The 22,424-nt window shown below is 58.4% G+C and carries 21 protein-coding genes; 6 read left to right on the top strand and 15 right to left on the bottom strand.

Going from position 1 to position 22,424, the window contains the following annotated elements; all coding sequences use genetic code 11:
* Positions 1–82: 82 nt before the first annotated feature.
* From PEL8287_RS02370 to PEL8287_RS02355, 4 genes are all read right to left on the bottom strand, one after another.
* Complete coding sequence (locus PEL8287_RS02370; protein WP_085890739.1) at positions 83–1,057, bottom strand: beta-ketoacyl-ACP synthase III; 975 nt, start codon at positions 1,055–1,057, stop codon at positions 83–85.
* A complete protein-coding gene (plsX, locus tag PEL8287_RS02365) occupies positions 1,054–2,160 on the bottom strand; it encodes a phosphate acyltransferase PlsX (RefSeq protein ID WP_085890738.1) in 1,107 nt (368 codons plus the stop codon). Before plsX ends, PEL8287_RS02370 begins: the two co-directional genes overlap by 4 nt.
* Positions 2,161–2,183: 23 nt before the next feature.
* Positions 2,184–2,390, bottom strand: coding sequence for a 50S ribosomal protein L32 (gene rpmF / locus PEL8287_RS02360; RefSeq protein ID WP_085890737.1), 207 nt, complete (start codon positions 2,388–2,390; stop codon positions 2,184–2,186).
* Positions 2,391–2,545: 155 nt separating this feature from the next.
* Entirely contained in the window at positions 2,546–3,097 is a 552-nt protein-coding gene (locus PEL8287_RS02355) for a YceD family protein (protein ID WP_085890736.1), read from the bottom strand.
* An 89-nt stretch (positions 3,098–3,186) separates the two neighbouring features.
* Here PEL8287_RS02355 and PEL8287_RS02350 point away from each other — a divergent pair, with 89 nt between their 5' ends.
* The 3 genes from PEL8287_RS02350 to PEL8287_RS02340 all read left to right on the top strand — a co-directional run bounded on the left by PEL8287_RS02350 (position 3,187) and on the right by PEL8287_RS02340 (position 6,374).
* Positions 3,187–3,642, top strand: a complete 456-nt coding sequence (locus tag PEL8287_RS02350) for an outer membrane protein assembly factor BamE (protein ID WP_085890735.1) — start codon at positions 3,187–3,189, stop codon at positions 3,640–3,642.
* A 76-nt stretch (positions 3,643–3,718) separates the two neighbouring features.
* Positions 3,719–4,462, top strand: coding sequence for a GNAT family N-acetyltransferase (locus PEL8287_RS02345; protein WP_085890734.1), 744 nt, complete (start codon positions 3,719–3,721; stop codon positions 4,460–4,462).
* A gap of 88 nt (positions 4,463–4,550) precedes the next feature.
* Complete coding sequence (locus PEL8287_RS02340; protein WP_085890733.1) at positions 4,551–6,374, top strand: ABC-F family ATP-binding cassette domain-containing protein; 1,824 nt, start codon at positions 4,551–4,553, stop codon at positions 6,372–6,374.
* Between the two features lie 14 nt (positions 6,375–6,388).
* On the opposite strand, the gene PEL8287_RS02335 is transcribed toward PEL8287_RS02340, so the two are convergent.
* The 11 genes from PEL8287_RS02335 to PEL8287_RS02285 all read right to left on the bottom strand — a co-directional run bounded on the left by PEL8287_RS02335 (position 6,389) and on the right by PEL8287_RS02285 (position 17,340).
* Entirely contained in the window at positions 6,389–7,144 is a 756-nt protein-coding gene (locus PEL8287_RS02335) for an SDR family NAD(P)-dependent oxidoreductase (RefSeq protein ID WP_085890732.1), read from the bottom strand.
* A 58-nt stretch (positions 7,145–7,202) separates the two neighbouring features.
* Positions 7,203–8,255, bottom strand: a complete 1,053-nt coding sequence (locus PEL8287_RS02330; RefSeq protein WP_085890731.1) for an AbrB family transcriptional regulator — start codon at positions 8,253–8,255, stop codon at positions 7,203–7,205.
* Positions 8,256–8,311: 56 nt separating this feature from the next.
* Positions 8,312–8,884: a hypothetical protein gene (locus PEL8287_RS02325; RefSeq protein ID WP_085890730.1), complete on the bottom strand. Its 573-nt coding sequence runs from the start codon at positions 8,882–8,884 to the stop codon at positions 8,312–8,314.
* Positions 8,885–8,894: 10 nt separating this feature from the next.
* Positions 8,895–11,132, bottom strand: coding sequence for a xanthine dehydrogenase family protein molybdopterin-binding subunit (locus tag PEL8287_RS02320; protein WP_085890729.1), 2,238 nt, complete (start codon positions 11,130–11,132; stop codon positions 8,895–8,897).
* A 3-nt stretch (positions 11,133–11,135) separates the two neighbouring features.
* The gene (locus PEL8287_RS02315) at positions 11,136–11,594 is read right to left on the bottom strand and encodes a (2Fe-2S)-binding protein (protein ID WP_085890728.1); all 459 of its coding nucleotides are present in this window, start codon (positions 11,592–11,594) and stop codon (positions 11,136–11,138) included.
* Between the two features lie 84 nt (positions 11,595–11,678).
* Positions 11,679–13,073 carry an FAD/NAD(P)-dependent oxidoreductase gene (locus PEL8287_RS02310; RefSeq protein ID WP_085890727.1) on the bottom strand — a complete coding sequence of 465 codons (1,395 nt, stop codon included), beginning with the start codon at positions 13,071–13,073 and terminating at the stop codon, positions 11,679–11,681.
* The gene (locus PEL8287_RS02305; protein ID WP_085890726.1) at positions 13,060–13,374 is read right to left on the bottom strand and encodes a (2Fe-2S)-binding protein; all 315 of its coding nucleotides are present in this window, start codon (positions 13,372–13,374) and stop codon (positions 13,060–13,062) included. The genes PEL8287_RS02310 and PEL8287_RS02305 overlap by 14 nt, the downstream gene beginning before the upstream one ends.
* The gene (locus PEL8287_RS02300) at positions 13,352–14,449 is read right to left on the bottom strand and encodes an NAD(P)/FAD-dependent oxidoreductase (protein WP_085890725.1); all 1,098 of its coding nucleotides are present in this window, start codon (positions 14,447–14,449) and stop codon (positions 13,352–13,354) included. Before PEL8287_RS02300 ends, PEL8287_RS02305 begins: the two co-directional genes overlap by 23 nt.
* 100 nt (positions 14,450–14,549) lie before the next feature.
* Complete coding sequence (gene dctP, locus PEL8287_RS02295; protein ID WP_085890724.1) at positions 14,550–15,539, bottom strand: TRAP transporter substrate-binding protein DctP; 990 nt, start codon at positions 15,537–15,539, stop codon at positions 14,550–14,552.
* A gap of 35 nt (positions 15,540–15,574) precedes the next feature.
* Positions 15,575–16,873 (bottom strand): TRAP transporter large permease, encoded by a 1,299-nt coding sequence (locus PEL8287_RS02290; RefSeq protein ID WP_085890723.1) that lies wholly within the window; start codon positions 16,871–16,873, stop codon positions 15,575–15,577.
* Positions 16,870–17,340 (bottom strand): TRAP transporter small permease, encoded by a 471-nt coding sequence (locus PEL8287_RS02285; RefSeq protein WP_085890722.1) that lies wholly within the window; start codon positions 17,338–17,340, stop codon positions 16,870–16,872. The genes PEL8287_RS02290 and PEL8287_RS02285 overlap by 4 nt, the downstream gene beginning before the upstream one ends.
* A gap of 111 nt (positions 17,341–17,451) precedes the next feature.
* On the opposite strand from PEL8287_RS02285, the gene PEL8287_RS02280 reads away from it, so the two are divergent.
* From PEL8287_RS02280 to PEL8287_RS02270, 3 genes are all read left to right on the top strand, one after another.
* Positions 17,452–18,381, top strand: coding sequence for a LysR family transcriptional regulator (locus PEL8287_RS02280; protein ID WP_085890969.1), 930 nt, complete (start codon positions 17,452–17,454; stop codon positions 18,379–18,381).
* Positions 18,382–18,611: 230 nt separating this feature from the next.
* Positions 18,612–19,601 (top strand): carbon-nitrogen hydrolase family protein, encoded by a 990-nt coding sequence (locus PEL8287_RS02275; RefSeq protein WP_085890721.1) that lies wholly within the window; start codon positions 18,612–18,614, stop codon positions 19,599–19,601.
* 75 nt (positions 19,602–19,676) lie between these two features.
* A complete protein-coding gene (locus tag PEL8287_RS02270) occupies positions 19,677–22,424 on the top strand; it encodes an aminotransferase class I/II-fold pyridoxal phosphate-dependent enzyme (protein ID WP_085890720.1) in 2,748 nt (915 codons plus the stop codon).

Genomic DNA, 22,424 nt, shown 5'->3' with positions numbered 1-22,424 from the left:
TAGGGTGGAAGGAATTTCCGTGTCAATGTCAACGGCTTGGGCATTGCCGTTAAAGCGCGAGATTCTGCGTATTTCGGCGTTTTTACCAGCGCAGAACGACCGCGCCCCAGGCAAGACCGCCACCGATGGCCTCGGACAGGACAATATCGCCTTGTTTGATCTTGCCCTCTTCAACGCCAACCGACAGCGCCAGAGGGATCGATGCGGCCGAGGTATTGCCATGATCCTGAACTGTGACGATCACATGATCCATGGATATACCCATTTTCTTGGCGGTGCCCTGAATGATCCGGATATTGGCCTGATGCGGTACGATCCAGTCCACGTCGGTCCCTTGCAGATCAATTTTTTCCAGCGCGGATTCGGCGGTGCTGGTCAGTTTTTCAACGGCCTGACGGAACAGGGGATTACCCTGCATGCGCAGTTTTCCCGAGGTTCCGGTGGATGACACGCCGCCGTCGACGTAAAGCATATCGCGATAGCGCCCGTCCGAGTTGATGTCGGCCGACAGGATGCCACGGTCACTGTTGTCGCCGTTGCCATCGTGAGCGGACAGGATCAGTGCGCCAGCACCGTCGCCAAAAAGCACGCAAGTGGAGCGATCGGTCCAGTCCATGATTCGGCTGAAGGTTTCGGCGCCGATGACCAACAGGCGCTTGGCCTGGCCCGCGACGATCAGGGCGTTGGCGTTGGTCAAAGCATAGATGAACCCGGCACAGACAGCCTGCACATCAAAACCAAATCCGCGCGTCATGCCCAGTTTTTGTTGCACCATGGTGGCGACCGAGGGAAACGTCAGGTCGGGCGTGGAGGTGGCAACGATCAGGCCATCAATGTCATCGGCCGTAAGCCCTGCATTCTTCAACGCAGCCTGCGCTGCGCGAACGGCCAGATCCGAGGTTGTCTGTCCTTCGGCGGCGAACCGGCGGCGTTCGATGCCCGAACGGGTGCGGATCCAGTCATCGGACGTATCCAGAGTTTTCTCGAATTCGGAGTTGGGCACAATTCGATCGGGCAGGTAGTGGCCAACGCCCTCGACAACGGCGCGTACAGTCATTCAGATTCACCGTTGGTTAACTCTTCGGAAGTGTCATCTTGGTCATGCAGCGTGGCCGATGCAACCCGCGCTGCCAATTTATCAGAGAAACCTGACTGGGCCAGTTCATAGGCCAGTTTCACAGCAGACGAGACGCCCGTGGCATCGGCGGCACCGTGAGATTTCACAACCGTGCCGTTCAGGCCCAGAAAGACCCCGCCGTTAGCGCGGCGCGGGTCAACCCGTTTCTTCAGACGATTGAGGGAGGTATAGGCCAGTACGGAAGCCAGCTTTGACAAAAGCGAATAGCGGAATGCCTGACGCAGTTCATCCGAGATGAACTTGGCAATGCCTTCCGCAGTCTTGAGGGCGACGTTCCCGGTGAAGCCGTCGGTCACGATGACATCGCATTTTGTACCCGGCAGGTCACGGCCTTCGACGAATCCCACAAATTCAAAATCCCCGCCGCGGGCGTTGGCTGCGATCAGGTCGTGGGCCTCTTTCAATTCAGAGCGGCCTTTGTGTTCTTCAGTGCCTACGTTCAGTAATCCCACACGGGGTCGGGTCAGGCCAAAACCATTACGGGCATAAGACGTTCCCATCAGAGCGTATTGCGCCAGATCCTTGGCGTCTGCGCGGATATCGGCGCCGCCGTCGAGCATGATGTTATACCCCTGCGGATTGGGCGAGGGCCACATAACCGCAATAGCCGGACGGTATACCCCGTTCAGCTTGCGCAGACGAATGATGGACATCAGCATCAACGCGCCGGTGTTGCCGCAAGACACGCAAACGGTAGCCTCACCGTTTCGCACGGATTCCAGAGCAGACCACATCGAGGTGTTGCGACCCTGGCGGACGACCTGACTTGGTTTGTCCTCCATTGAAACGACTTCTGCCGCGTCACGGATTTCGCAACGGCTACCCAGGTTTTTACGCTTTGCAACCAGCTTTTCCAACACGGCCCGGGGGCCGTGCAGGATAAACCCGATGTCCGGATTTATTCTGGCCGAAAGTGAAATACCGGCGACAACTGTCGCCGGTCCCTGATCGCCGCCCATGGCGTCAACCGATATGATGGTGCGCCCAGCACCCGCTTTGGAATTATCCTTCGTAGCGGTCATGCGGACGGTCGCCCTTTATGTGTTTATGCGGCGTCGTCGTCCAGATCGACGTCGTCCACCATGGCCACAACCTCGCGGTCGGCGTAGTGCCCGCAGGCTGCACAAACATGGTGCGGGCGTTTCAGCTCGCCACAGTTGGGGCATTCGTTCGGGTTTGCCGCCGTCAGGGCGTCATGTGCGCGACGATTGTTGCGGCGCGATTTCGATACTTTGTTCTGTTGGACAGCCATGTCGCAACCTCAATTTCCTGTGGGCCAATAGCGGCCCTGTTTCACGAGCGTCTGCGGCTCTTAATCTTTCCAGAGCCGACGGTTCAACCCCAAATTACGGTGAGAGCGAGAAAATACAGTGAATTGCTGCAGTAGCAAGCAGTTTTTTGCGTTCTTCAGTCGCCCTTTTCAAGTTTGTCACGCAAGCCGGCCAGACCTGCAAAAGGCTTGGTTTCCTCGTCGGTCATCGGAGTAACGCCGGGCGCTGAAAATTCAGCATTTTCCAGGCGCGCATCGTCACTTCGGGGGTAATCGGGCAAGGCAAGGGCCAATGCCTCGGTCATCACCAGAATCAGGTCTATCGTATCGCCAAGGGGTTCTGTCGTCTCATCCTCGGGCATCTCTATCTCGTCGATACTGTCGGGTTCGGGCATGTTGGCCAAAAAGTTTCGAGCGACAAATTGATCAATCCGGGTGGTGACCGGCGCCAGTGTGATAACGCAGGGCTGAACCACTGTGGCCCCCAACGTTGCCTCAAGCCGCCAGTCGGATTTGCCATCTGCCATCAACTTTCCGCGGAAATTAAGCTTGCGAAGGGCGGAAAGGCCAAGTTCGTCCGCAATGCGTGCATTTTCTGCAGTGTCGGGGACAATGTTAAAGACAAGTGGTTTGTGCGGCGAAAGCTCGGCTACGCGTAAAATCGTCGGATTTGTTGGTTTGTCGGCCATCACTAAACTTGCTTCCTTTCTTGAACCATTGTGCCACCTTGTTGTAAGCGGGATAAAAGGTCCGTCGGACCAAGATCAAGAGGGCAGACATGTTAGCTATCAGAAACCGGGTGTGTACCGCCATAGCGATGTTCTGTCTTGTTGTGTTGGGGGCCTGTTCGGCCACCTATCAGAATCACGGATACGCGCCGTCGGATGAAGAACTGGCCGAACTGGTGGTTGGGGTTGATACCCGCGCAACGGTGGATGATGTGGTTGGGCCGCCTTCGGCATCGGGTATGCTGAGCGACGGAAATTATTATTACGTCCGCAGTCGTGTACGTCACTTCGGCATGTACCGGCCCCAGGTGGTTGAGCGTCAGGTTCTGGCGATCAGTTTTGACCAGAATGACGCCATCGCAAATATAGAACGGTTTGGTCTTCAGGATGGCAATGTCGTACCCTTGTCGCGGCGGGTGACCGACTCGTCCGTTGTTTCAAATGGGTTCCTGCGGCAACTGTTGGGTAATATCGGCAACCTGGATCCAAGCCAGTTGTTCAACTGATGCCTGGAAAGGGCCGCTGAGGTTTTCGTGAGACGGTTGCCGAACAGGTCGTGTGTGTGAGTGGCCAGGATTGGTGATGCCAAGTTTAAACTTAAGCCGTTACAGTGTGCGTGTGGCCGACACGGCCTTGGCCCTGCGCGCGGCGCAGAGCCTGCGATATATCGCGTTTGCCCGGGGCAATGATCCAGAGGGTTATGATAGCGACCAATTCGATGGAATCTGCAGGCACTACCTTGTGGAAGAAACTGAAACGGGAACGCTGCTTTGTTGTTTTCGGCTACTGCCTCTTAGCAGCGGCGCCGAAATCGCGCGCAGTTATTCGGCCCAGTTTTATGATTTGTCAGCACTGACGGCCTACCCGGGCCCGATGGCTGAGATAGGCCGTTTCTGCATCCGCCCCGGTTTCTGTGATCCCGATATCCTGCGGGTGGCCTGGGCAGTTATGACGCGCTTTGTTGATGAAAATGGCATTGAAATGCTGTTTGGCTGCTCGTCGTTCCCGGGAACCGATGCCACTGCTTATCTTGATGCTTTGGCACTGCTGAAAGAGCGTCACCTTGGCCCGTGCCAATGGCGGCCGAAAATTAAGGCGCAACAGGTCTTTCGTTTTGCACAGGAACCCGGGCAGAGCCCGTGTGATGCGCGGCAGGCGATGCTGCGGATGCCACCGCTGTTACGGACCTATCTGATGATGGGGGGATGGGTCAGCGATCATGCGGTGGTCGACCGGCAGCTGGATACGCTGCATGTCTTTACCGGGGTCGAGATCAATGCGATTCCTCAGGCTCGCAAGCGGCTTTTGCGGGCTGCGGCGCGGTAACGGGCCCACAGTCTGAAATGTCCGGTCGTGCTTGATAATCCTTCCCTTTCGCTTGACGCCCCGAAGGCGCCGGGATAGCCCGCCTCTCATGGCACGTGCACCCTTACTTCAGCTTTCCGACATTTCCCTCACTTTCGGGGGGGAACCGGTTTTTGACGATCTATCGCTTGTGGTTCAACCGGGCGACCGGGTGGCACTGGTCGGGCGTAACGGGTCGGGAAAATCCACCCTGATGAAGGTGATGGCCGGGCTGGTTGAGGCGGACCGTGGCGCGCGCGTCGTCACACCGGGCGTCAGCGTGGGATATATGGAGCAAGACCCTGACATGAAGGGGTTTGCCACGCTTGGTGACTACGCTCTAAGCGGGTTGGACGCAGGTGAAATGTACCGCGTCGAAATGGCCGGTGAGGGATTGAAATTCGATCCCGCCCGACCCGTTGCGACCGCTTCAGGGGGCGAGCGCAGGCGCGCTGCATTGGCAAAGCTGATGGCCGAGGCGCCCGACCTGATGCTGTTGGATGAGCCGACAAACCATCTGGACATAGAAGCTATTGGCTGGCTTGAGAATGAACTGAAGCAGACCCGAAAAGGTTTTGTTCTGATCAGTCACGACCGCGCATTTTTGCGCGAACTTACCCGCTCAACCCTTTGGATCGACAGGGGTAAGGTTCGGCGTCGGGAATCCGGCTTTGAAGGTTTCGAGGCGTGGCGGGATAAGGTTTGGGAAGAAGAAGACCAGCAACGCCACAAACTTAACCGCAAGATCAAGTCCGAGGCACGGTGGGCGGTGGAGGGCATTAGCGCGCGGCGCAAACGCAACCAGGGCCGGGTGCGCGCCTTGCAAGAGTTGCGGGCCGAACGTGCCGGTCAGATCAAGCGCCAGGGCCCGGCGGCGATGGCGCTGGAGGCGGGGCCAAAATCGGGCCGTAAAGTTATAGAAGCACACGATATTTCAAAGGCTTACGGCGATAAAGTTATCGTGCGAAAATTGAGCGTAAAGATTTTACGGGGTGACCGTGTTGCATTTGTCGGGCCGAACGGCGTGGGCAAAACGACGCTGTTGAAACTGCTTTTGGGTGAGATTGCGCCGGACAGCGGAACGGTACAGTTGGGGACCAACCTTATGCCTGCGGTGTTTGATCAGGCACGGGCGCAACTTGACCCGGAAATGACCCTTTGGGAAAGCCTGACGGGCGACCGCGAGATGCGCGTTTCGGGTAACGCCGATCAGGTTCTGGTGCGTGGAGAACCGCGTCATGTGGTGGGGTACCTGAAAGATTTTCTGTTTGACGAACGTCAGGCAAGAGCGCCCGTCAAGTCCTTGTCTGGCGGTGAAAAAGCAAGATTGCTGCTGGCCAAACTCATGGCCAAGGAAAGCAACCTGCTGGTGCTGGACGAGCCAACCAACGATCTGGATATCGAAACGCTGGACCTGTTGCAGGAATTGCTCGACGATTATGACGGAACGGTTCTGCTGGTTAGTCACGACCGGGATTTTCTGGATCGGGTGGCAACCACAACCATTGCAATGGAAGGCGACGGCGAGGCCACGGTGTATGCCGGAGGCTGGTCGGATTACCAGGCGCAACGGGGCAAGTCAAAAGCAACTAATGTCGAAAAAACCGACAATAAAACAGGTGCTTCAAAACCGGAGTTAAAGCAAAAGGCAGCTGTAAAATCGGGGCTGTCCTTTACCGAAAAACATCGGCTTGAAGAGTTGCCGTCGGTATTGAAGCGACTGGAAGCAGAGATTTGTAAACTGGAACAACTGCTTGCCGATCCCGAGCTGTTCAGCCGAGAACCTTTGAAGTTCAAAAAGGCCTCACAGGCGCTGGTTGAACGGCAACAGGCACTGGCTGCCGCCGAGGAAGAATGGCTGATGCTGGAGGAAAAGGCCGAAGCGGCCAACTGAAGGCCGTTATCAGTTCACTGCATCCGCAAAGCTCCGTCCAGACGGATCACTTCGCCATTCAGGTAGTCACATTCGACAATGAAACGTGCCAGTGCCGCGTATTCCGCTGGATCACCAAGGCGTTTGGGAAAGGTGACATCCTGCGCCAGCGCCTCGGTCACCTCGGCCGGCAGGCCCTGCAGCATCGGTGTCAGGAACGTGCCCGGAGCAATCGCCATGACGCGGATGCCTTCACGTGCCAGGTCACGGGCCATGGGCAGGGTCATCCCCACAATCCCGCCTTTTGACGCTGCATAGGCGGTTTGGCCCTTCTGGCCGTCGAACGCGGCGATCGAGGCAGTGTTGACGATAATGCCGCGGGTTCCGTCGGGCAGGGGATCGTTTTGTGCGATTTCGGCCGCAGCCAGACGCGCGACGTTAAAGCTGCCGATCAGGTTGATGTCGATGGTGCGGCGGAAGGATGCCAGATCATGCGGACCGTTTTTGCCCAAAGTCTTTTCACCCGTCGCTATTCCGGCGCAGTTGATGGTGGCTGTGATCCGGCCCATGGCTGTTTTGGCCGCGGCAACGGCATTCTTCACCGAGGTCTCATCCGTGACATCTGTCTCAACAAAAGTGGCGCCGATTTCCTTGGAAACCAGGGGGCCGCGGGTGGTGTCGCGGTCCAGAAGGGTGACCTTCGCCCCCAATTCGCGGAAATGTCGGGCCGTGGCCTCGCCCAGACCCGAGGCGCCCCCGGTGATGATCGCGGCAGTGGATTCGATGCGCATGGGGTGGTCTCCGTTGCTAAATGAACAATTGTTCAAATAAAGCAGAGAGCCCCGCCTGTCAAAGGGTGCGGCGCAGGTGCCGGGCAGACAGCGCAAGACCGATTACAGTAATCAGGATACGGACAATGTGGTGCAGGGTGACAAAAGCCGGGTTGGCATGAAGGCTAAGCGCCACCAGCGCCATTTCGGTAACACCGCCCGGGGCAAAGCTGATCAGCATGACGTCGAAATGTTCACCCGTGACCGGGGCCAGCAGGGCGGCAAAAGCGACCGCGACAATCAGCATACCGCCGACCGAGGCCAGCGACAGGCCTAACCCGCGCAGGATCAGGGCGCGGCTGAGTCCTATGAAGCGCATGCCAAGGGCAGTTCCGACAATAATCTGTGCCACGTTGACCAACCATTGCGGGATGTCGAGCGGCATCAGAGAGGTAAGCGACAGGGCGGCCGCCACGGCCATCGGACCCGTTAGCTGACCGGCGGGCAGGCGCAGCACCTTGCCGGCAACAATGCCGATGGCGCCTGCAACAAGGATAACTGGCAATGCCTCTAATGGCACCGAGGCCCGGGCCAGGGTCATGCCTCCTGCGCTGCCGACCGGAGCACCCAGCCAGAGCGACAGCGCGATGGGCAACACAGTGACCACAACGATGACCCTTAAAAACTGCTGCAGGATCAGGCGTGGCATGTCGGCACCGGCGTCTTCGCCCATGGCGAGGGATTCATAGAGCCCGCCGGGGGTGCTGGAATAAAACGCCGTAGCGCGGTCGTACCCGCCCAGATGGCGGAAGATGACATAGTTCCAGGCCAAGGCAATACCAACAAAGGCGATCAGTGCCAGAAGGCTGGCGACCAGGCGTTCGGCGTTGACAAACAGTTCGGGTGTGACGCGTGCGCCAATCATCAGGCCAATGATTGCGATGAAGATCATCCTCAGCCAGTTGGGAAAGGCATAGCCAGCGGGCAGGGTTGTGGGCAGTCCGGTGGCGATAAGGGCAGTGACGCTGAGCGGCCCCAACAGATAAGGCAGTGGCAGGCCAATCCAATGGGCCGCTATCCCGGCAAGGGCCGCAACGGCGATCAGGATCAAGGTGGTTGCTGCGCGGCTCATGCCCCTTTGAAGCACCGCGCGGTCTGGGCTGCAAGCCCGCTAGCATCGCTCTTGTGTCAGTCGCCCGGGCAGGGTTGGCCTGCGGCGCCCCAGATGCGCATGTCAGTGACGTGTTCGGCCTGGCTGAAGGGGGCTGGCACGCGCGTGCCCCCCGGGGTCCAGCCCCAGGCAACGATTGCGTCTTCGGCTGCATGGTCAACCAGGTCTTCGGCAGTGCGGCCACCGTTGCGTTCGAGATCGCGCAGCTGGGTGCAAATGTCGTTCGAGGATTTACCGAACCATTCCGCCTCGACCGGGGCCAGATGCCAAAGCCCCGCGATGTGGGGGGCGGAATGGGGTGTTAAATTCGGACGATCCGAGCTGACATGGCAGGTACTGCAGGGGATAAATTCGGCGCCGATGCGACTGGGGCCTGCGTCGATATACATGCCGTGCGGGCGTGTGCTGCCATAGCTGGGGCCGGACCACATCGGGATATTGTTATCGCCCACATGACAGTTGGCGCAGCGCGGGCTTGAGGTGACCTGATAGATGCGGTCCCACGCGGCAAGTCCTTCTTCGGCGGTATTGGATTGGGCGGGGGCCATCTGTGGGACAAGCAGGGTGAAGAGGACCAGAACGTGTTTCATGGCGTACCCTTCAAACGAACTTGATGTATTTATTGAACGGCATTTCGCGGATGCGTTGGCCGGTGGCGGCAAAAATCGCATTCGCCAGTGCCGGAGCAGCGGGGGGTACCCCGGGTTCGCCCACGCCGCGAATTGTGCGCCCGTTTTCAAGGCCGCGCACTTTGATTTCAGGGCATTGATACAGGCGCAGGCCTTCGAATTGGTGGTAGTTCGATTGCTGCGCTGCACCGTCCGCATAGGTGATTTCGCAATTCATTGCGTGGCCAAGACCAAAAACAATGCCGCCCGAGACCTGAGCTTCGAAATTCACCGGGTCGATGATGCGGCCCACGTCGGCGACGGCAAAGACCTTGTCAATTCGAACGCCGGCGGGTGTTGCGGTCACCTCGATCACCTCGGCGCAGGGCACGCCGAAGGACAGGCAAAAGGCCACGCCGCGGCCCTGATTTTCATCCAGCTTGCTACCCCAGTTCGACATCTCGCCGACGGTCTCAAGAACCGTGCGCGAGGCGGCGTGGTTGCACAGGCGGATACGCTCGGCCAGCGGGTCGGCCCCGGCCGCGTGGATCAGTTCGTCCAGCGCGCAGTCATGGAAAAACCCGTTGGTAGAGGCCCCGACCGACCGCCAAGAACTGATCGGGGCCAGTTCAGGCGCGCGATAGCCAGTGATGCGGTAGTTGGGGATGGCAAAGGGCTGATCCCATGCACCTGCCACGATCTGGGTGTCGGGCCCGGCGGCGGGAAATCCCTGTCGGCCCATTTGCGAGCCGATGACGGACGGCATGGCAATGCCAAGGTCAAATGTGTCGACCTGACCGTTGCGCAACGTACCCCGCAGCTGCGCCATGGCGATCTGGCGGGTGAAATCCTGGGCGAAATCCTGTTCGCGGCTGTAGGTCAGTTTTACGGGTGTGCCCTTAACTGTCATGGCCAGTTCGGTGGCCTGTCGGACAACCATATCTTCCAGTCGGTGACCAAAGCTGCCGCCCATCATCAGCACATGCACATGGATGTTGTCTGCATCGATACCGGTGATTTTGCTGATATTGGCCTGTATGAAGCGCGGTATCTGGGTACCGGTCCAGATGTCGACGCGGGCGTCAGTCACCAGAACGGTGGCATTGATCGGCTCAAGCGGGGCGTGGGCCAGATAGGGCGCTCGGTATTCGGCGCTGACCGGTTCGGCATTGCCCAGCGCACCTGCAATATCGCCGTCGTTGCGGTATTGGCTGTCGAGTTGATCGTCGGTGAAACTGTCCGTCAGGGACTTCCAGTGGGCGTCCATATCTGCCGGATAGGGGGCGGCCCCCCAGTCGACGGAGATGGCTTTGGCTGCCTGCATGGCGCGCCAGGTGTTGTCGGCAATCACGCCGATACCGCCGGTGACCGGGACAACCTTTCGAACGCCGCGCATGGTTTCGGCCGTTGTCGCATCATAGCTGTTCACCGACCCGCGGCGCGGGTTGAGTGTGACTGCAGCATGCAGCATATCGGGCATTCTGATGTCGATACCGTAGGCCTGTGTGCCCGTGGATTTCGCCGCGATATCAATGCGCTGCATCGGCTTGCCGATCAGACGCCAGTCTTGTGGGTCACGTAGGGTGATATCGGTCACCGGATTGAGCGTTGCCGCCGTGGCGGCCAGTTCGATATATGTCAGCATGCGACCATCGGGCAGGTGAACCGCCCCCCTGGCCGTGGTCAATTGATCAACCGGTTGGTTTGAAACCTTGGCCGCTGCAGCTTTGAGGGTTTCGCGGGCAACGGCCCCTGCCATCCGCAGTTTTTCATAGCTGTCAGGAACAGTGGTTGAACCGCCAGTGATCTGTATGCCCAGAAATTTGACCGGCGCGTCCAGCACGGCGCGGGTGAATTCTGCGATAATGCTGTCGTCGGTGGACCTGAACGGGGCCATGTCATTGGCCAGTGCTGTGTTGTAATAGGCCGGGCTGGGCGTGCCGGGATCGACGGTAATCTGATCCAGTTCAACATCCAGTTCTTCGGCGATCAGGGCGGCCTGCACCGAATAGGCGCCCTGACCCTTGTCGGCACGGGGGGTTATCAGGGTGATGCCTTCCTGGGTGATCAGAACATAAGGCGTGATTGCGGCTGCACCCGGCCCAAGATCCTGCAGCAGCGGATTTTTGGCAGGTCGCTTGTACATGACCGTGCCAAAGGCAACACCGCCTACGATGGCGGCAGACCCGATCAGAAAAGTCCTGCGGGCAATGGTTTTAAGGCGCCCCATACCCTAGGCCCCTTTCAAACTGGCAGCGGCGGTTTTAACCGCAGCGCGGATCCGGGGATAGGTGCCGCAGCGACAAAGGTTGGCCGATAGGGCGCGGTCGATATCCTGATCGGAGGGGTCCGGGTTCAGGTCAAGAAAGGCGGCTGCGGCCATGATCTGACCCGACTGGCAATAGCCACATTGCGCGACCTGATGGTCGATCCAGGCCTGCTGTACTGCATGCAACGCATCGGGCGTTCCCAGTCCTTCGATCGTAGTTACCTCACCTTCCAGATCACCGATGGGCAGTTGACAGGATCGTACGGGCATTCCCTCCACATGCACGGTGCAGGCGCCGCATTGCGCGATGCCGCAACCATATTTGGGGCCGGTTATGCCCAGCTCATCCCGCAGGACCCAAAGAAGCGGCATATCGAGTTCGACATCGACCTGATAGGCTGTGCCGTTAACGGTCAGTTGCATGGAAAGCTCCGGTTCAGTGGTACTTTTGGAATACCTTAAACCCAGGGGTTGTACTGTCCAGACTGACGTGGCGTGCTGCAGGCGTTATTCCGCTGCGCTCTTTGTCACATCTTGCATGGCGGCCAGTTCCCCCAGTGTCACCGGTTTGAGCGGTGGCCGGATGCGGTAATAACCGGTTTCCTCCGGTGAGCGATTGTTGGCTTTGGCCAGCAACGCGGTCACGCTCAGCCCGCAGTATCGGCCCTGACAGGGGCCCATACCTGCGCGGCCAAAGGCCTTTGTCTGGTTGGGACCGAGGCAGCCGATCTTGGCATAGCCACGAATGTCGCCTGCGGTCACTTCTTCGCAACGGCAGATCAGGGTTTTATCAGACGGATCAAGCGCTTGTGCACAGGGCGGATAGGCCGCGTCCAGAAAGGGGCGGGCCGCCAGTTCATGCGAGATGGCGCGGCGCAGCGGGGCGGCTTGCCGGTCACGATCGTCAGCTTTGAGTGCATCAAGGTCCGAGGCGATCTTGAGCGCAGACAGTCGACCGGCCAGTGCGGCCACCTTGGCGCCGCCAATGGCGGCCCCGTCGCCTGCGATGTAAACGGTGTCGACGTTGGTCTGTCCCCAATGATCAATGTCCGGGACAAAGCACTGCTGCTGGTTGTTCCAGTGATGCGCAATGTCGATTGACCGTGCGGCCTGTGTGTTGGGCACGACCCCATGGTGCAGGAAAACAGTGTCACAGTTGATCTGGTGGGACTTGCCACCGCTGGTAAAGCAGATGCCCGTGGCGGCAGTGTCACCCAGGATGGCAATATCCGTGGCGCCGGTGTAGCGCGGGACGCCGGCACGTTTCAGTTCCCCCAACATGCCAAGCCCCTTGAGCAGATAGCGCCAGCCGCGAAGCGCGCCGGCGATATGACGCATGGCGCTGAAGGTATCATGGCGGGTCTGGGTCTCGACCATCGCCAGCGGCGGGGTGCCCGCGCGTACCATCTGGGCAGCGATTAGATAGAGCAGGGGGCCTGAGCCTGCCAGTACAGCGCTGTTGGCAAGAACGCCGGATTGCTTCAGCAAAATCTGTCCGGCGCCTGCGGTCATCACACCCGGCAGGGTCCAGCCGGGCAGGGGCATGGGGCGTTCCAGCGCGCCGGTCGCCAGAAGGATGCGTTTGGCCCCGATCATTGCCGCGCGTCCGTTTGCGGTATAGGCCACCTGGGAGCCTTCTTCGATGGCCCAGACGGTGGCGCCGGGGATACGGGTGATCTGTGGATGCATGAGAGCGGATGTCAGGGACCGGCCTTCGGTATAGTCCTTGCCCAGAATATCGCCGCGCAGGGGTGCAACACGGTCGACATCGCGGTAGATCTGGCCGCCCGGACGGGGTTGTTCATCCAGAAGGCAGACAGAAAGCCCATTGTCTGCAGCGGTTTGTGCTGCGGCCATGCCGGCAGGACCGGCACCGATGATGATCAGGTCAATCTGTTGCATTTGTGACCTCGCGGGGCAGGTGCGCCGGGTGCAGGACAAGCCCGTCGGTGACTTCGAGCATGCAGGCCTGACGTGTGATGCCGTCAATCTCAACCAGACAATCGAAACAGGCCCCCATCATGCAGAATGGCGCGCGCGGGGCGCCCGAGACCGGTGTCTGGCGGAAAGTGGTGATGCCGGCGGCCAGCAGAGCAGCGGCAAGATTGGCACCTTCTGGCAGCTGTAAAACCCGGTCGCCAAAACGGACTGTGGCCAGTGCGGGAGTCTTTTCAAGGGCTTTAAACGGCGAAACGTTGTTCACTGAACACCTCCAGATCCGGCGCCTTCTCAGTGCCTTCCAGCCAGTCTGGCAGGAACCGCGCGTGTGCTGCGGCAAGTGTGATGCCGCTATGACAGGTCACCAGATAAGCCCCTGACATTGTTTTGCTTTCCTGATAGATAGGAAGGCCATCTGGCGACAGAATACGTAGCGCACCCCAGCTGCGCACCAGCTGTGCATGGGCCAGTGCAGGGAACGCGGTAACCGCTTCGGCGGCCAGCCCGCTAAGGCCTTTCTGGGTGACGTGGTCGTCAAGGCCGACCTCTTCGTTTGTGGCGCCGATCTGGATACCGCCTTCGTCAACCTGGCGCGCGATGAGCGAGGGGCGGTTGATCATTTTGGGCAGTTTTTCAGTAACCAGCACTTGCCCGCGTTGGGCGCGGATCGGAGCGATGAAGCCAAGTTTGGGGCCGAGTGTCATTGCACCAAGGCCCGCAGACAGCACGACCCTGGACGCGTTCAAGGTGAAGTTATCGCTGCAAGTTACTGTGAAATCGTTGTTTTTAGAAACATCAATGACAGTTTTCCCGTTCAGAACCTTGCCGCCCAACCGGCGCACGTCTGCAGCCAGCGATTTCAACAGGCGCAACGGGTTGGCGTGGCCGTCCTGATGATGAAGAATTGCACCTACGACCGAGGGGCCGATGGCGGGCTCTTCCTTTTTCAGGGCGTTGTGGCCCAGCACTTCGTAGGGATAGTTGCCCCCCAGCTTGGCCTTCAGCCCTTCGTACTGGGTGACAGTTTCGGCAAGGGATTCTTCTGTAAAATGAAGGTCATAGCCACCGTTTTGTTCCAGCCCGACATCATGCCCGGTGGCATCGCTCAGTTCGTCAGAAAACTCTTTCCAGGCGGCAGCAGAGGTTTGGGACCACTGCGCATAGCGGGGTTGTTTCATGCCTTTTGATTGCACCCAGACAAGCCCGAAATTGCCCCGGCTGGCACGGAACGATCCGTCATCACCATCCAGCACGACAACGCTGCGGCCCTTTTTCAACAGGCCCCAGGCCACGCTCAGGCCGACAACACCGCCACCGATGATTGCATAGTCAGCGTCCACGACTTTATCCTTTGGCACAGGGTTGCAGGAAGGTGCGGAGTGGCGGCGCGCGCCACCCCGGATTTTGTAAGGTCTGTACGGATTTCCTACGAAACCGGACTTATTCGGCGACTTTGTCGAGGATCGCCTGACCCCATTCCACGCCCACGTCTTCCAGAACCTGCGGCCAGACATCGGCGCGGACCTTGGCGGCCATGGCAGACAGTTCGGCATCGCTGAGCTGAACGACATTGGTGCCCAGTTCATCCGCCAGCTTTTGTTCGTTCTTGCCCTGATCCGCCTCGGCGACGGTCCAGCGGGTGGCTTCAAACTCTTCGGCTGCTGCTTTGAGGGCGGCCTGATCGTCGGCGTCCAGCCCTGCCATCGCCTCGTTCGAGATGATCATGTACCAGACCTCGAAATGGGTGTTGGCGGGGATATAGGTTTTGGTCACGTCGCGGAACGAGGCGTAGTAGCCTTCGGCGCCCGAACCGATCACGCCGTCAACCACGCCGGTCTGGATGGCGGTGAATGCTTCAGAGAACGGGATGGGCGAGGGGATGTAACCCAAAGCTTCGCCGGTCAGTTGGAAGGATTTGATGCCGGGTACGCGAACCTTGATGCCGTTGGGCGACGGATCGCCGGGGTGGACCGGATCGGTATTCAGCGAGATGCCCCCGAAATAGACCGGGTAGGCGGCCAGCATGGTGATGTCCTGCTTGGCGTAAAGGCCTGCCATGACCTCGCGTACAACGCCACCGGGGCCATAAATTTTCCGGGCTTCAGCCCAGTTCGATGCAAGGAACGGGAAAGAACTGATCTGCATTTGGCGGTCGGCGCCGGTGGCGGCGGGCTGAGTTGCCATTTCAATGGCGCCAACGCTGATGCGTTCCTGCACCGTGGTGTAATCGCCAAGGGCGGAGGCGGGGAAGATGTTGATATTGACATCACCGCCTGTGGCCTCGGCCACCTTGGCCGAGAAGGCGCGCAGTTCGACGTCGATGGTGGCATCCTGCGGGCGTACGTGGCTCATCTTGAAGTCAGCGGCCGAGGCGATGCTGCCTAGGGCCATCAGGGCGGCGGTGGCGGTGCCGATCAGTAGGTGTTTCATTTGTGGTTCCTCCTAAGGTTGGTTTTCAGTTGTTATCAGTACCCGAACAGGCGCGGCAGATAGAGCGACAGATCGGGCCAGAGAGAGGTCAGAAAGACGACGGGTACATAGCCGGTGATGATCAGGATCATGGCGGGCTTGATAACCTTGGTGACTTTCACGTTGCCGATACGGGCACCCAGATACAGGATCGAGGCATAGGGGGGGGTTACCCCGCCCATCGCGGTGTTGACGCCCATGATGGCCGCAAACTGTACCGGGCTGACACCGATGGCCTGCATCAGCGGCAGCAGCAGCGGGGCAATCAGGATGATGGCGGTCACGTCATTGACGACCATGCCCACCAGAAACAGCAGGATGTTGATAAGGATCAGCAGCAGCACCTTGTTTTCGGTGATGGCAAAGATCGAGCTGACCATTTTCTGCGGGATCGATTCGTACACGAACATCTGGGAAAGGATCATTGAGAAAAGAATCATGAACATGATCGCGCCGACAGCCGTTGCGGCCTCTTTGCCGGCTTCAAGGAAAGTGTCCCATGTCAGGCCGCGGTAGATGAAAAAGCCCACGGGCACCGCGTAGATTACCGAGATCGCCGCCGCCTCTGTCGGGGTCATGATGCCGCCGTAGATGCCGCCAAGGATGATGATGGGCATCAACAGGGCAGGGGTGGCATTGAAACCGCGTTTCGCGATATCCGACGTCAGTTGGCTGAATGACGGTTTGTCATCAAGGATCAGGGGGAACTTGCGGCTCATCCACAGGTTCACCAGCGAGAAATTCACCATGATCAGAAGGCCGGGGCCAAGCGTGGCCAGAAAGCAGGCCAGGATCGAGGTGTCGGTGACCCAGCCGTAGACGATCATCGTGACCGAGGGCGGGATCAGCAGGCCAAGGATGGAAGAGTTGGCAATCAGCGCGGTGGCGTATTCGCGCGGGTAGCCGCGTTTTTCCATTTCCGGGATCAGCAAAGGGCCGATGGCGGCAATACCGGTAAGCCCCGAGCCCGAGATCGCACCGATGACGGCACAGCTGACGGCGGCTACCACGCCAAGGCCGCCACGCACATGGCCGATGAAGGCATTGACGAAATTCAGCAACGAGGCGGCGATGCCGCTGGCCGACATGATGGTGCCTGCCAGCACGAACAGCGGAATGGCCAGCAGAACCGGGTTGCCCAGTTGCTGCACACCCCAGAGCACCATGCCCTTCATGGTGACCTCGCCCAGGAAATACATCACCATCAGCGCTCCGCCAAAACAGTAGGGAAGCGGCACGCCAAGGGTCAGGGTGATGACCAGAACGGCAATGGCCAGAAGCGCGATTTCAATCATTGGGCCGCTCCGTGACGCAGGGTGTTGATGTGGCGCACAAGATGGCCAGCGGTATAAAGCATCATCAGGGCCAGACCGACGACAAGGGCCACGTCAGAATAAAAGGTCGGAATATAAAGCGTCGGGCTTTCTTTCCAGACGCGCCAGGCATAGCGGGTGAAATCCCATGCCCATGTCAGCAGCCACATACCGACGATCAGGCTGATCACCTCGCCCAGGATCGCCAGAATGGTGTGCTGGCGTTCGGTTTTAAGAAAGATTTCCAGAACGTTGGCGCGTATGTGGGTGTTTTCGCGCGAGGCATTGACGGCCCCGAAAATATAAAGCCAGATCGTTGGATAGGCCATCGTTTCCTCAAGCCCCATGACCGGGATCTGAAGAATGTACCGGGTAATGACCTGAACGAACTGGCCAAGGGCCACAACGCAGATCAGTCCGGTCAGCAGGTATTTGGTAAAGTTGTCCATTTATCCCCCGGCGACTCGTTTCGGTCGCGCTGGTTTAGCTTGACGTCTCACCCGGTATAAAATCAAATTGGAAAAATAGTTGATTCCATCAAGTTTCTTTATGGGGTGGTCATGAACCTGTCGTTTCGGCAACTTAATACCTTTCGCGAGGTGATACGCGCGGGGTCAATCAGTCAGGCGGCAAGGGTGCTGGGACGCACGCAACCAGCGGTAAGTTCCATGGTGGCGGGGCTTGAGGCAGAGCTGGGATTTGCATTGTTTCTGCGCGAACATGGCAAGCTGACACCGACCCCCGAAGCGCGGTATTTTCTGGAAGAATGTGAAGATATTCTGGCACGCCTTGAACAGACCAAACGCACGCTGGGGGGGATTGCGCGGCTGGAAAAGGGCAAATTGCGGATTGCCAGCCATCCGGCGGCGTCGGGGTTTTTTACGCCCCGGGTGCTGACGGAGTTTCTGAGGGACAAGCCGGGGGTGGATGCATCGCTGATGATGCGATCATCGGGGGTGATTGAGGATCTGATTGCGTCTCAGCAGTTTGATGTGGGGTTCGCGGAAACGCCAAAGGCGCGGTCCTCCATCGGGCAACAGGACTTTGATCTGGAATGCCTCTGCGCGATGCCGCGGGACGACAAGCTGGCGGACCACGAGCTTATAACCCCCGAGACGTTGCGCGGCGCGGATCTGGCGATGTTGTTCGAGGAGCATCAGACGCATGTGCAAACGCGCGCCGCCTTTGAGGAGATGAACTGTGCCTATCGCTGGCGGTTTGAATTGCAGACCTTCCTGCCTGGGCTGAAACTGGTCGAGGCGGGGCTGTGTTACATGATCTGCGATCTGATCACGGCGCAAAGCAATCTGGACAGAGGCGACACCGGGCTGGTGTTCCGGCGGTTCCGGCCCAGGATTGGCAGTTCGGTGTCGATCCTGACACCCGCACACAGCCCGCAATCGCGTCTGTCGCAGGCATTTTGCAAGCGGCTGGAAGCAGAGATCCGGACAGTGCAGCAAAATGTCGAGGCGTTTGTAAAAACGGCATGACCTTCCGGCCAAATTCGACGGCGCAATGCTGGCGCAACAGTGTTGGCCACTGCCCTGCGAAGGCATCGTCTGGCGCAGGCCCGGTTGACGTCGCGATGGCTGCTTTCCGGGCATAGTTGGTATGCATTTGGATAAGTTTGTTACCTGTTGTTCTTAGGTTGGCAAATAGCATATGGTAGCCTTTACCCCAGCCCAATCCGGGCTGCATTACAGGACGGAGACCTGATCCGATGACGCCATTCGCAATTGCCGGTGTGCAAATGCATGTAACTGCTCTGCACTCGAACGTGGAGAGCATGATCCACAAAATCGATGTTCTGATGGCACGCTTTCCCTGGACGCAAATGGTGCTGTTCAGCGAATTGTCCCCTCATGGCCCGCTAAGCAAATTCGCCCTGCCTCTGTACAACGATGCAATCGAACAATTTCGCGCAGCAGCGGTCAAACACAATATCTGGCTGATTCCGGGGTCAATGTTTGAAAAGACCGAAGCGGGTGAGATTTTCAATACCTCGACGGTGATCAATCCGCAGGGCGAGATCGTGGCGCATTACCGCAAGATGTTTCCGTTCCGCCCGTACGAGGCGGGCATTTCGGCGGGAACCGGGTTTTGCGTCTTTGACGTGCCCGACGTGGGCCGGTTCGGCCTGTCGATCTGTTATGATATCTGGTTCCCCGAAACCACCCGGCAACTGACCAGCCAGGGGGTGGAAGTGTTGTTGCACCCGGTGCTGACCGGCACCACCGACCGCGATGCAGAGCTGGCCATCGCCCGGGCCACGGCGGCGCAATTCCAGTGCTATGTCATAGATGTCAATGGCTTGGGTGCAGGTGGCGTTGGAAAATCCTGCATCATTGATCCGGCGGCGACGGTTTTGCATCAATCTGCTGGACAAGAGGACATGTTCCCTATTGAATTGGATCTGGACACAGTGCGCAGGCAACGAGAAACCGGTATGAAGGGGTTGGGGCAGGTTTTGAAAAGTTTCAGAGACCGCTCGGCAGATTTCTCGGTTTACGACCGCAACAGCGGAACAGATGCGTATCTGCACGGGCTGGGCCCGCTTGAGATTCCCAAACAGGGATCACGCGCGGGATTGTTGATTGACCCCAGCGATGAAGCCCATGTGGCCACAATGTCTGTCGCCACCAATGCAAGCTACTCACCATCCAGTAAGCAACAGGAGATGTACGATCCGATCGATACTTCCAGCGGCTGACCCAGAGGGCTCTGAGCTGCCCAATTCTGCAAGTTGGTCCGTCGCAAACGCAGCGAGGAAAATAACGTGCAGTCTATGAGTGATTACTATTCGGCGATTCAGCTTAGGGCAGATCGGTGGAGCGCCCTACGTGAAACCACAGAAGCGCTTTCGCGAGAGCCCAAGGGCAAGAAAGCGGCGGCGCAGATCGAAAAGATCTCTGGTCTTTTTGAATCGCTCGCCTTGATTGAGGCCTATTGGGCCTTTCCCGGAGTGCAGGCCTTTGAGCAGTTGCGCCGGCAGTTTGAACATAAGAATTTCGCCGACGTGGCCTTTGGCGTGCAACGCGTGACCCGGGCGCTGACCACAGGCGCCTATCGGCGGCGGCATATTCCACTGGATCGAGACAGTGTTGATACCGAAGATCATGACGACGAGGCGATGCAGTCGCTGGAAGCGCGCGCCCTGACCAAGCCGTATTTCGAGGTGATGATCGTTGACAATGTGAACGAGCATCAGGAGCGGTGGCTGAAAAGCAATTTTTCCCGGATGCGGCGACTGGAAGACCCGTTTCACTACGAGGCGGTCGTTGTACCCAGCCTGCAGGATGCGCTGATCGGGATTTTGTTCAATCACAATATTCAGGCCATCGTGGTGCGACCCGGGCTGATCATGGAATCCAAGATCGAACTGCCCATTCTGAAACGCTATCTGAATCGTGCAGGCGGGATCAACAGTATCGAAGCGCTGCAGCCTACAGATTATGGCCCCGAACTGTGTCGCCTGATCGCCAAGGTACGGCCCGAACTGGATGCCTATCTGGTCACCGACCGCTCGGTCGAGGATATTGCCGGGCTTGACCTGGGGATTTGTCGGCGGGTTTTCTACAATCAGGAAGATTTCCTGGAGTTGCATCTGAACATTCTGCGTGGGGTGCAGGCGCGTAACAAGACGCCGTTTTTCACCGCATTGGTCGAATATTCCAAACAGCCGACTGGCGTGTTTCACGCCATGCCGATCAGCCGGGGCAAATCAATTTCGCGCAGTCACTGGATTCAGGATATGGGCGCGTTTTACGGGCCCAATATCTTTCTGGCCGAAACCAGTGCCACCAGCGGTGGGCTGGACAGTCTGCTGGAGCCAACGGGCCCGATCAAGGAAGCGCAGGAACTGGCAAGCCGCGCGTTTGGATCAAAGCAGACCTATTTCGCCACCAACGGCACCTCGACCTGCAACAAGATCGTGGTGCAGGCAGTGGTGCGGCCTGGCGATATTGTGCTGGTCGATCGCGATTGCCACAAGTCGCACCATTACGGCATGGTGCTGGCGGGGGCGCAGGTTGTCTATCTGGATAGCTATCCGCTGAACGAATATTCGATGTATGGCGCGGTGCCGTTGCGAGAGATCAAGCATCAGCTGCTGCAACTGAAGGCGGCAGGCAAGCTGGATCGCGTGCGCATGCTGCTTTTGACCAACTGCACATTCGACGGCATCGTCTATAATGTCGAACGGGTGATGGAGGAGTGTCTGGCGATCAAGCCGGATATAGTGTTCCTCTGGGACGAGGCTTGGTTTGCCTTTGCCCGCTTTGGCCCGACCTATCGGCAACGTACGGCGATGAATGCGGCCAATACCCTTCGGGAGCGTCTGCGCACGGCTGAACATATTGCGGCCTACGAGGCACAACAGGCCGAACTGAAGGACGCCGATGACGAGACCTTGCTGAACACGCGGCTTATTCCGTCGCCGGGGTCTCGGGTGAGGGTTTATGCAACACAATCAACCCATAAGACACTGACATCGCTGCGGCAGGGGTCGATGATCCATGTCAACGATCAGGATTTTAAAGGTGAAGTCGAGGCCAGCTTTCACGAGGCGTACATGACGCATACCTCGACCTCGCCTAATTATCAGATCATCGCGTCGCTTGACGTCGGGCGACGGCAGGTCGAGCTGGAGGGTTTCGAGTTTGTGCAGCGCCAGGTCGAAGCGGCGATGTCGATGCGGCGGGCAATTTCGACACACCCGTTGTTGATGAAGTACTTCAAGGTTCTGACCGCGGGTGACATGATCCCCGAAGAGCACCGTGAAAGTGGCGTTCAAAGCTATTATGATCCGCATCAGGGCTGGACCGATATCTGGGACTGCTGGGAACAGGACGAATTCGTTCTGGATGCCACCCGGGTGACATTGCTGGTCGGGGGCACGGGTTGGGACGGGGATACGTTCAAGACCGATATCCTGATGGATAAGTACGGAATTCAGATCAACAAGACCTCGCGCAATACGGTTCTGTTCATGACCAATATCGGCACAACGCGATCTTCGGTCGCCTATCTGATCGAAGTGCTGGTCGAGATCGCCAAGGAACTGGACGAGTTGCTGGATGATGCCTCTATCATGGAGCGGCGCGGGTTTGAAAAGCGTGTGTCGAACCTGATGCATGATCTGCCGCCCTTGCCGGATTTCAGCCGCTTCCACGATGCATTCCGCACCGATCAGATAACGATCGAAGGCGATATCAGATCAGCCTTTTTCCTGAGTTACGATGAAAAGAATTGTGACTATCTGGAACTCGAGGGATCAATCAATGACGCCATGGATGGCGGGGATGACGTGGTGTCTGCGTCGTTCATTATTCCCTATCCGCCGGGTTTTCCGATCCTGGTGCCCGGGCAGGTGGTCAGCAACGAAATTCTGGCGTTCATGCGGGCGCTGGATGTGAACGAAATTCATGGCTATCGCGCCGATCTGGGGCTGAGGGTTTTCACTCAGGATGCCCTGAAACGGCAGGCCAAAACCAATGCTGCGCGACTGAAGCTGAACGACGCACGCAATAAATAA

The organism is Roseovarius litorisediminis (genome assembly GCF_900172295.1).
Taxonomy (GTDB): Bacteria; Pseudomonadota; Alphaproteobacteria; order Rhodobacterales; family Rhodobacteraceae; genus Roseovarius; species Roseovarius litorisediminis.
The sequence above is the reverse complement of the archived record's forward strand: the minus strand, read 5'-3'. Positions and strand labels throughout refer to the sequence as shown.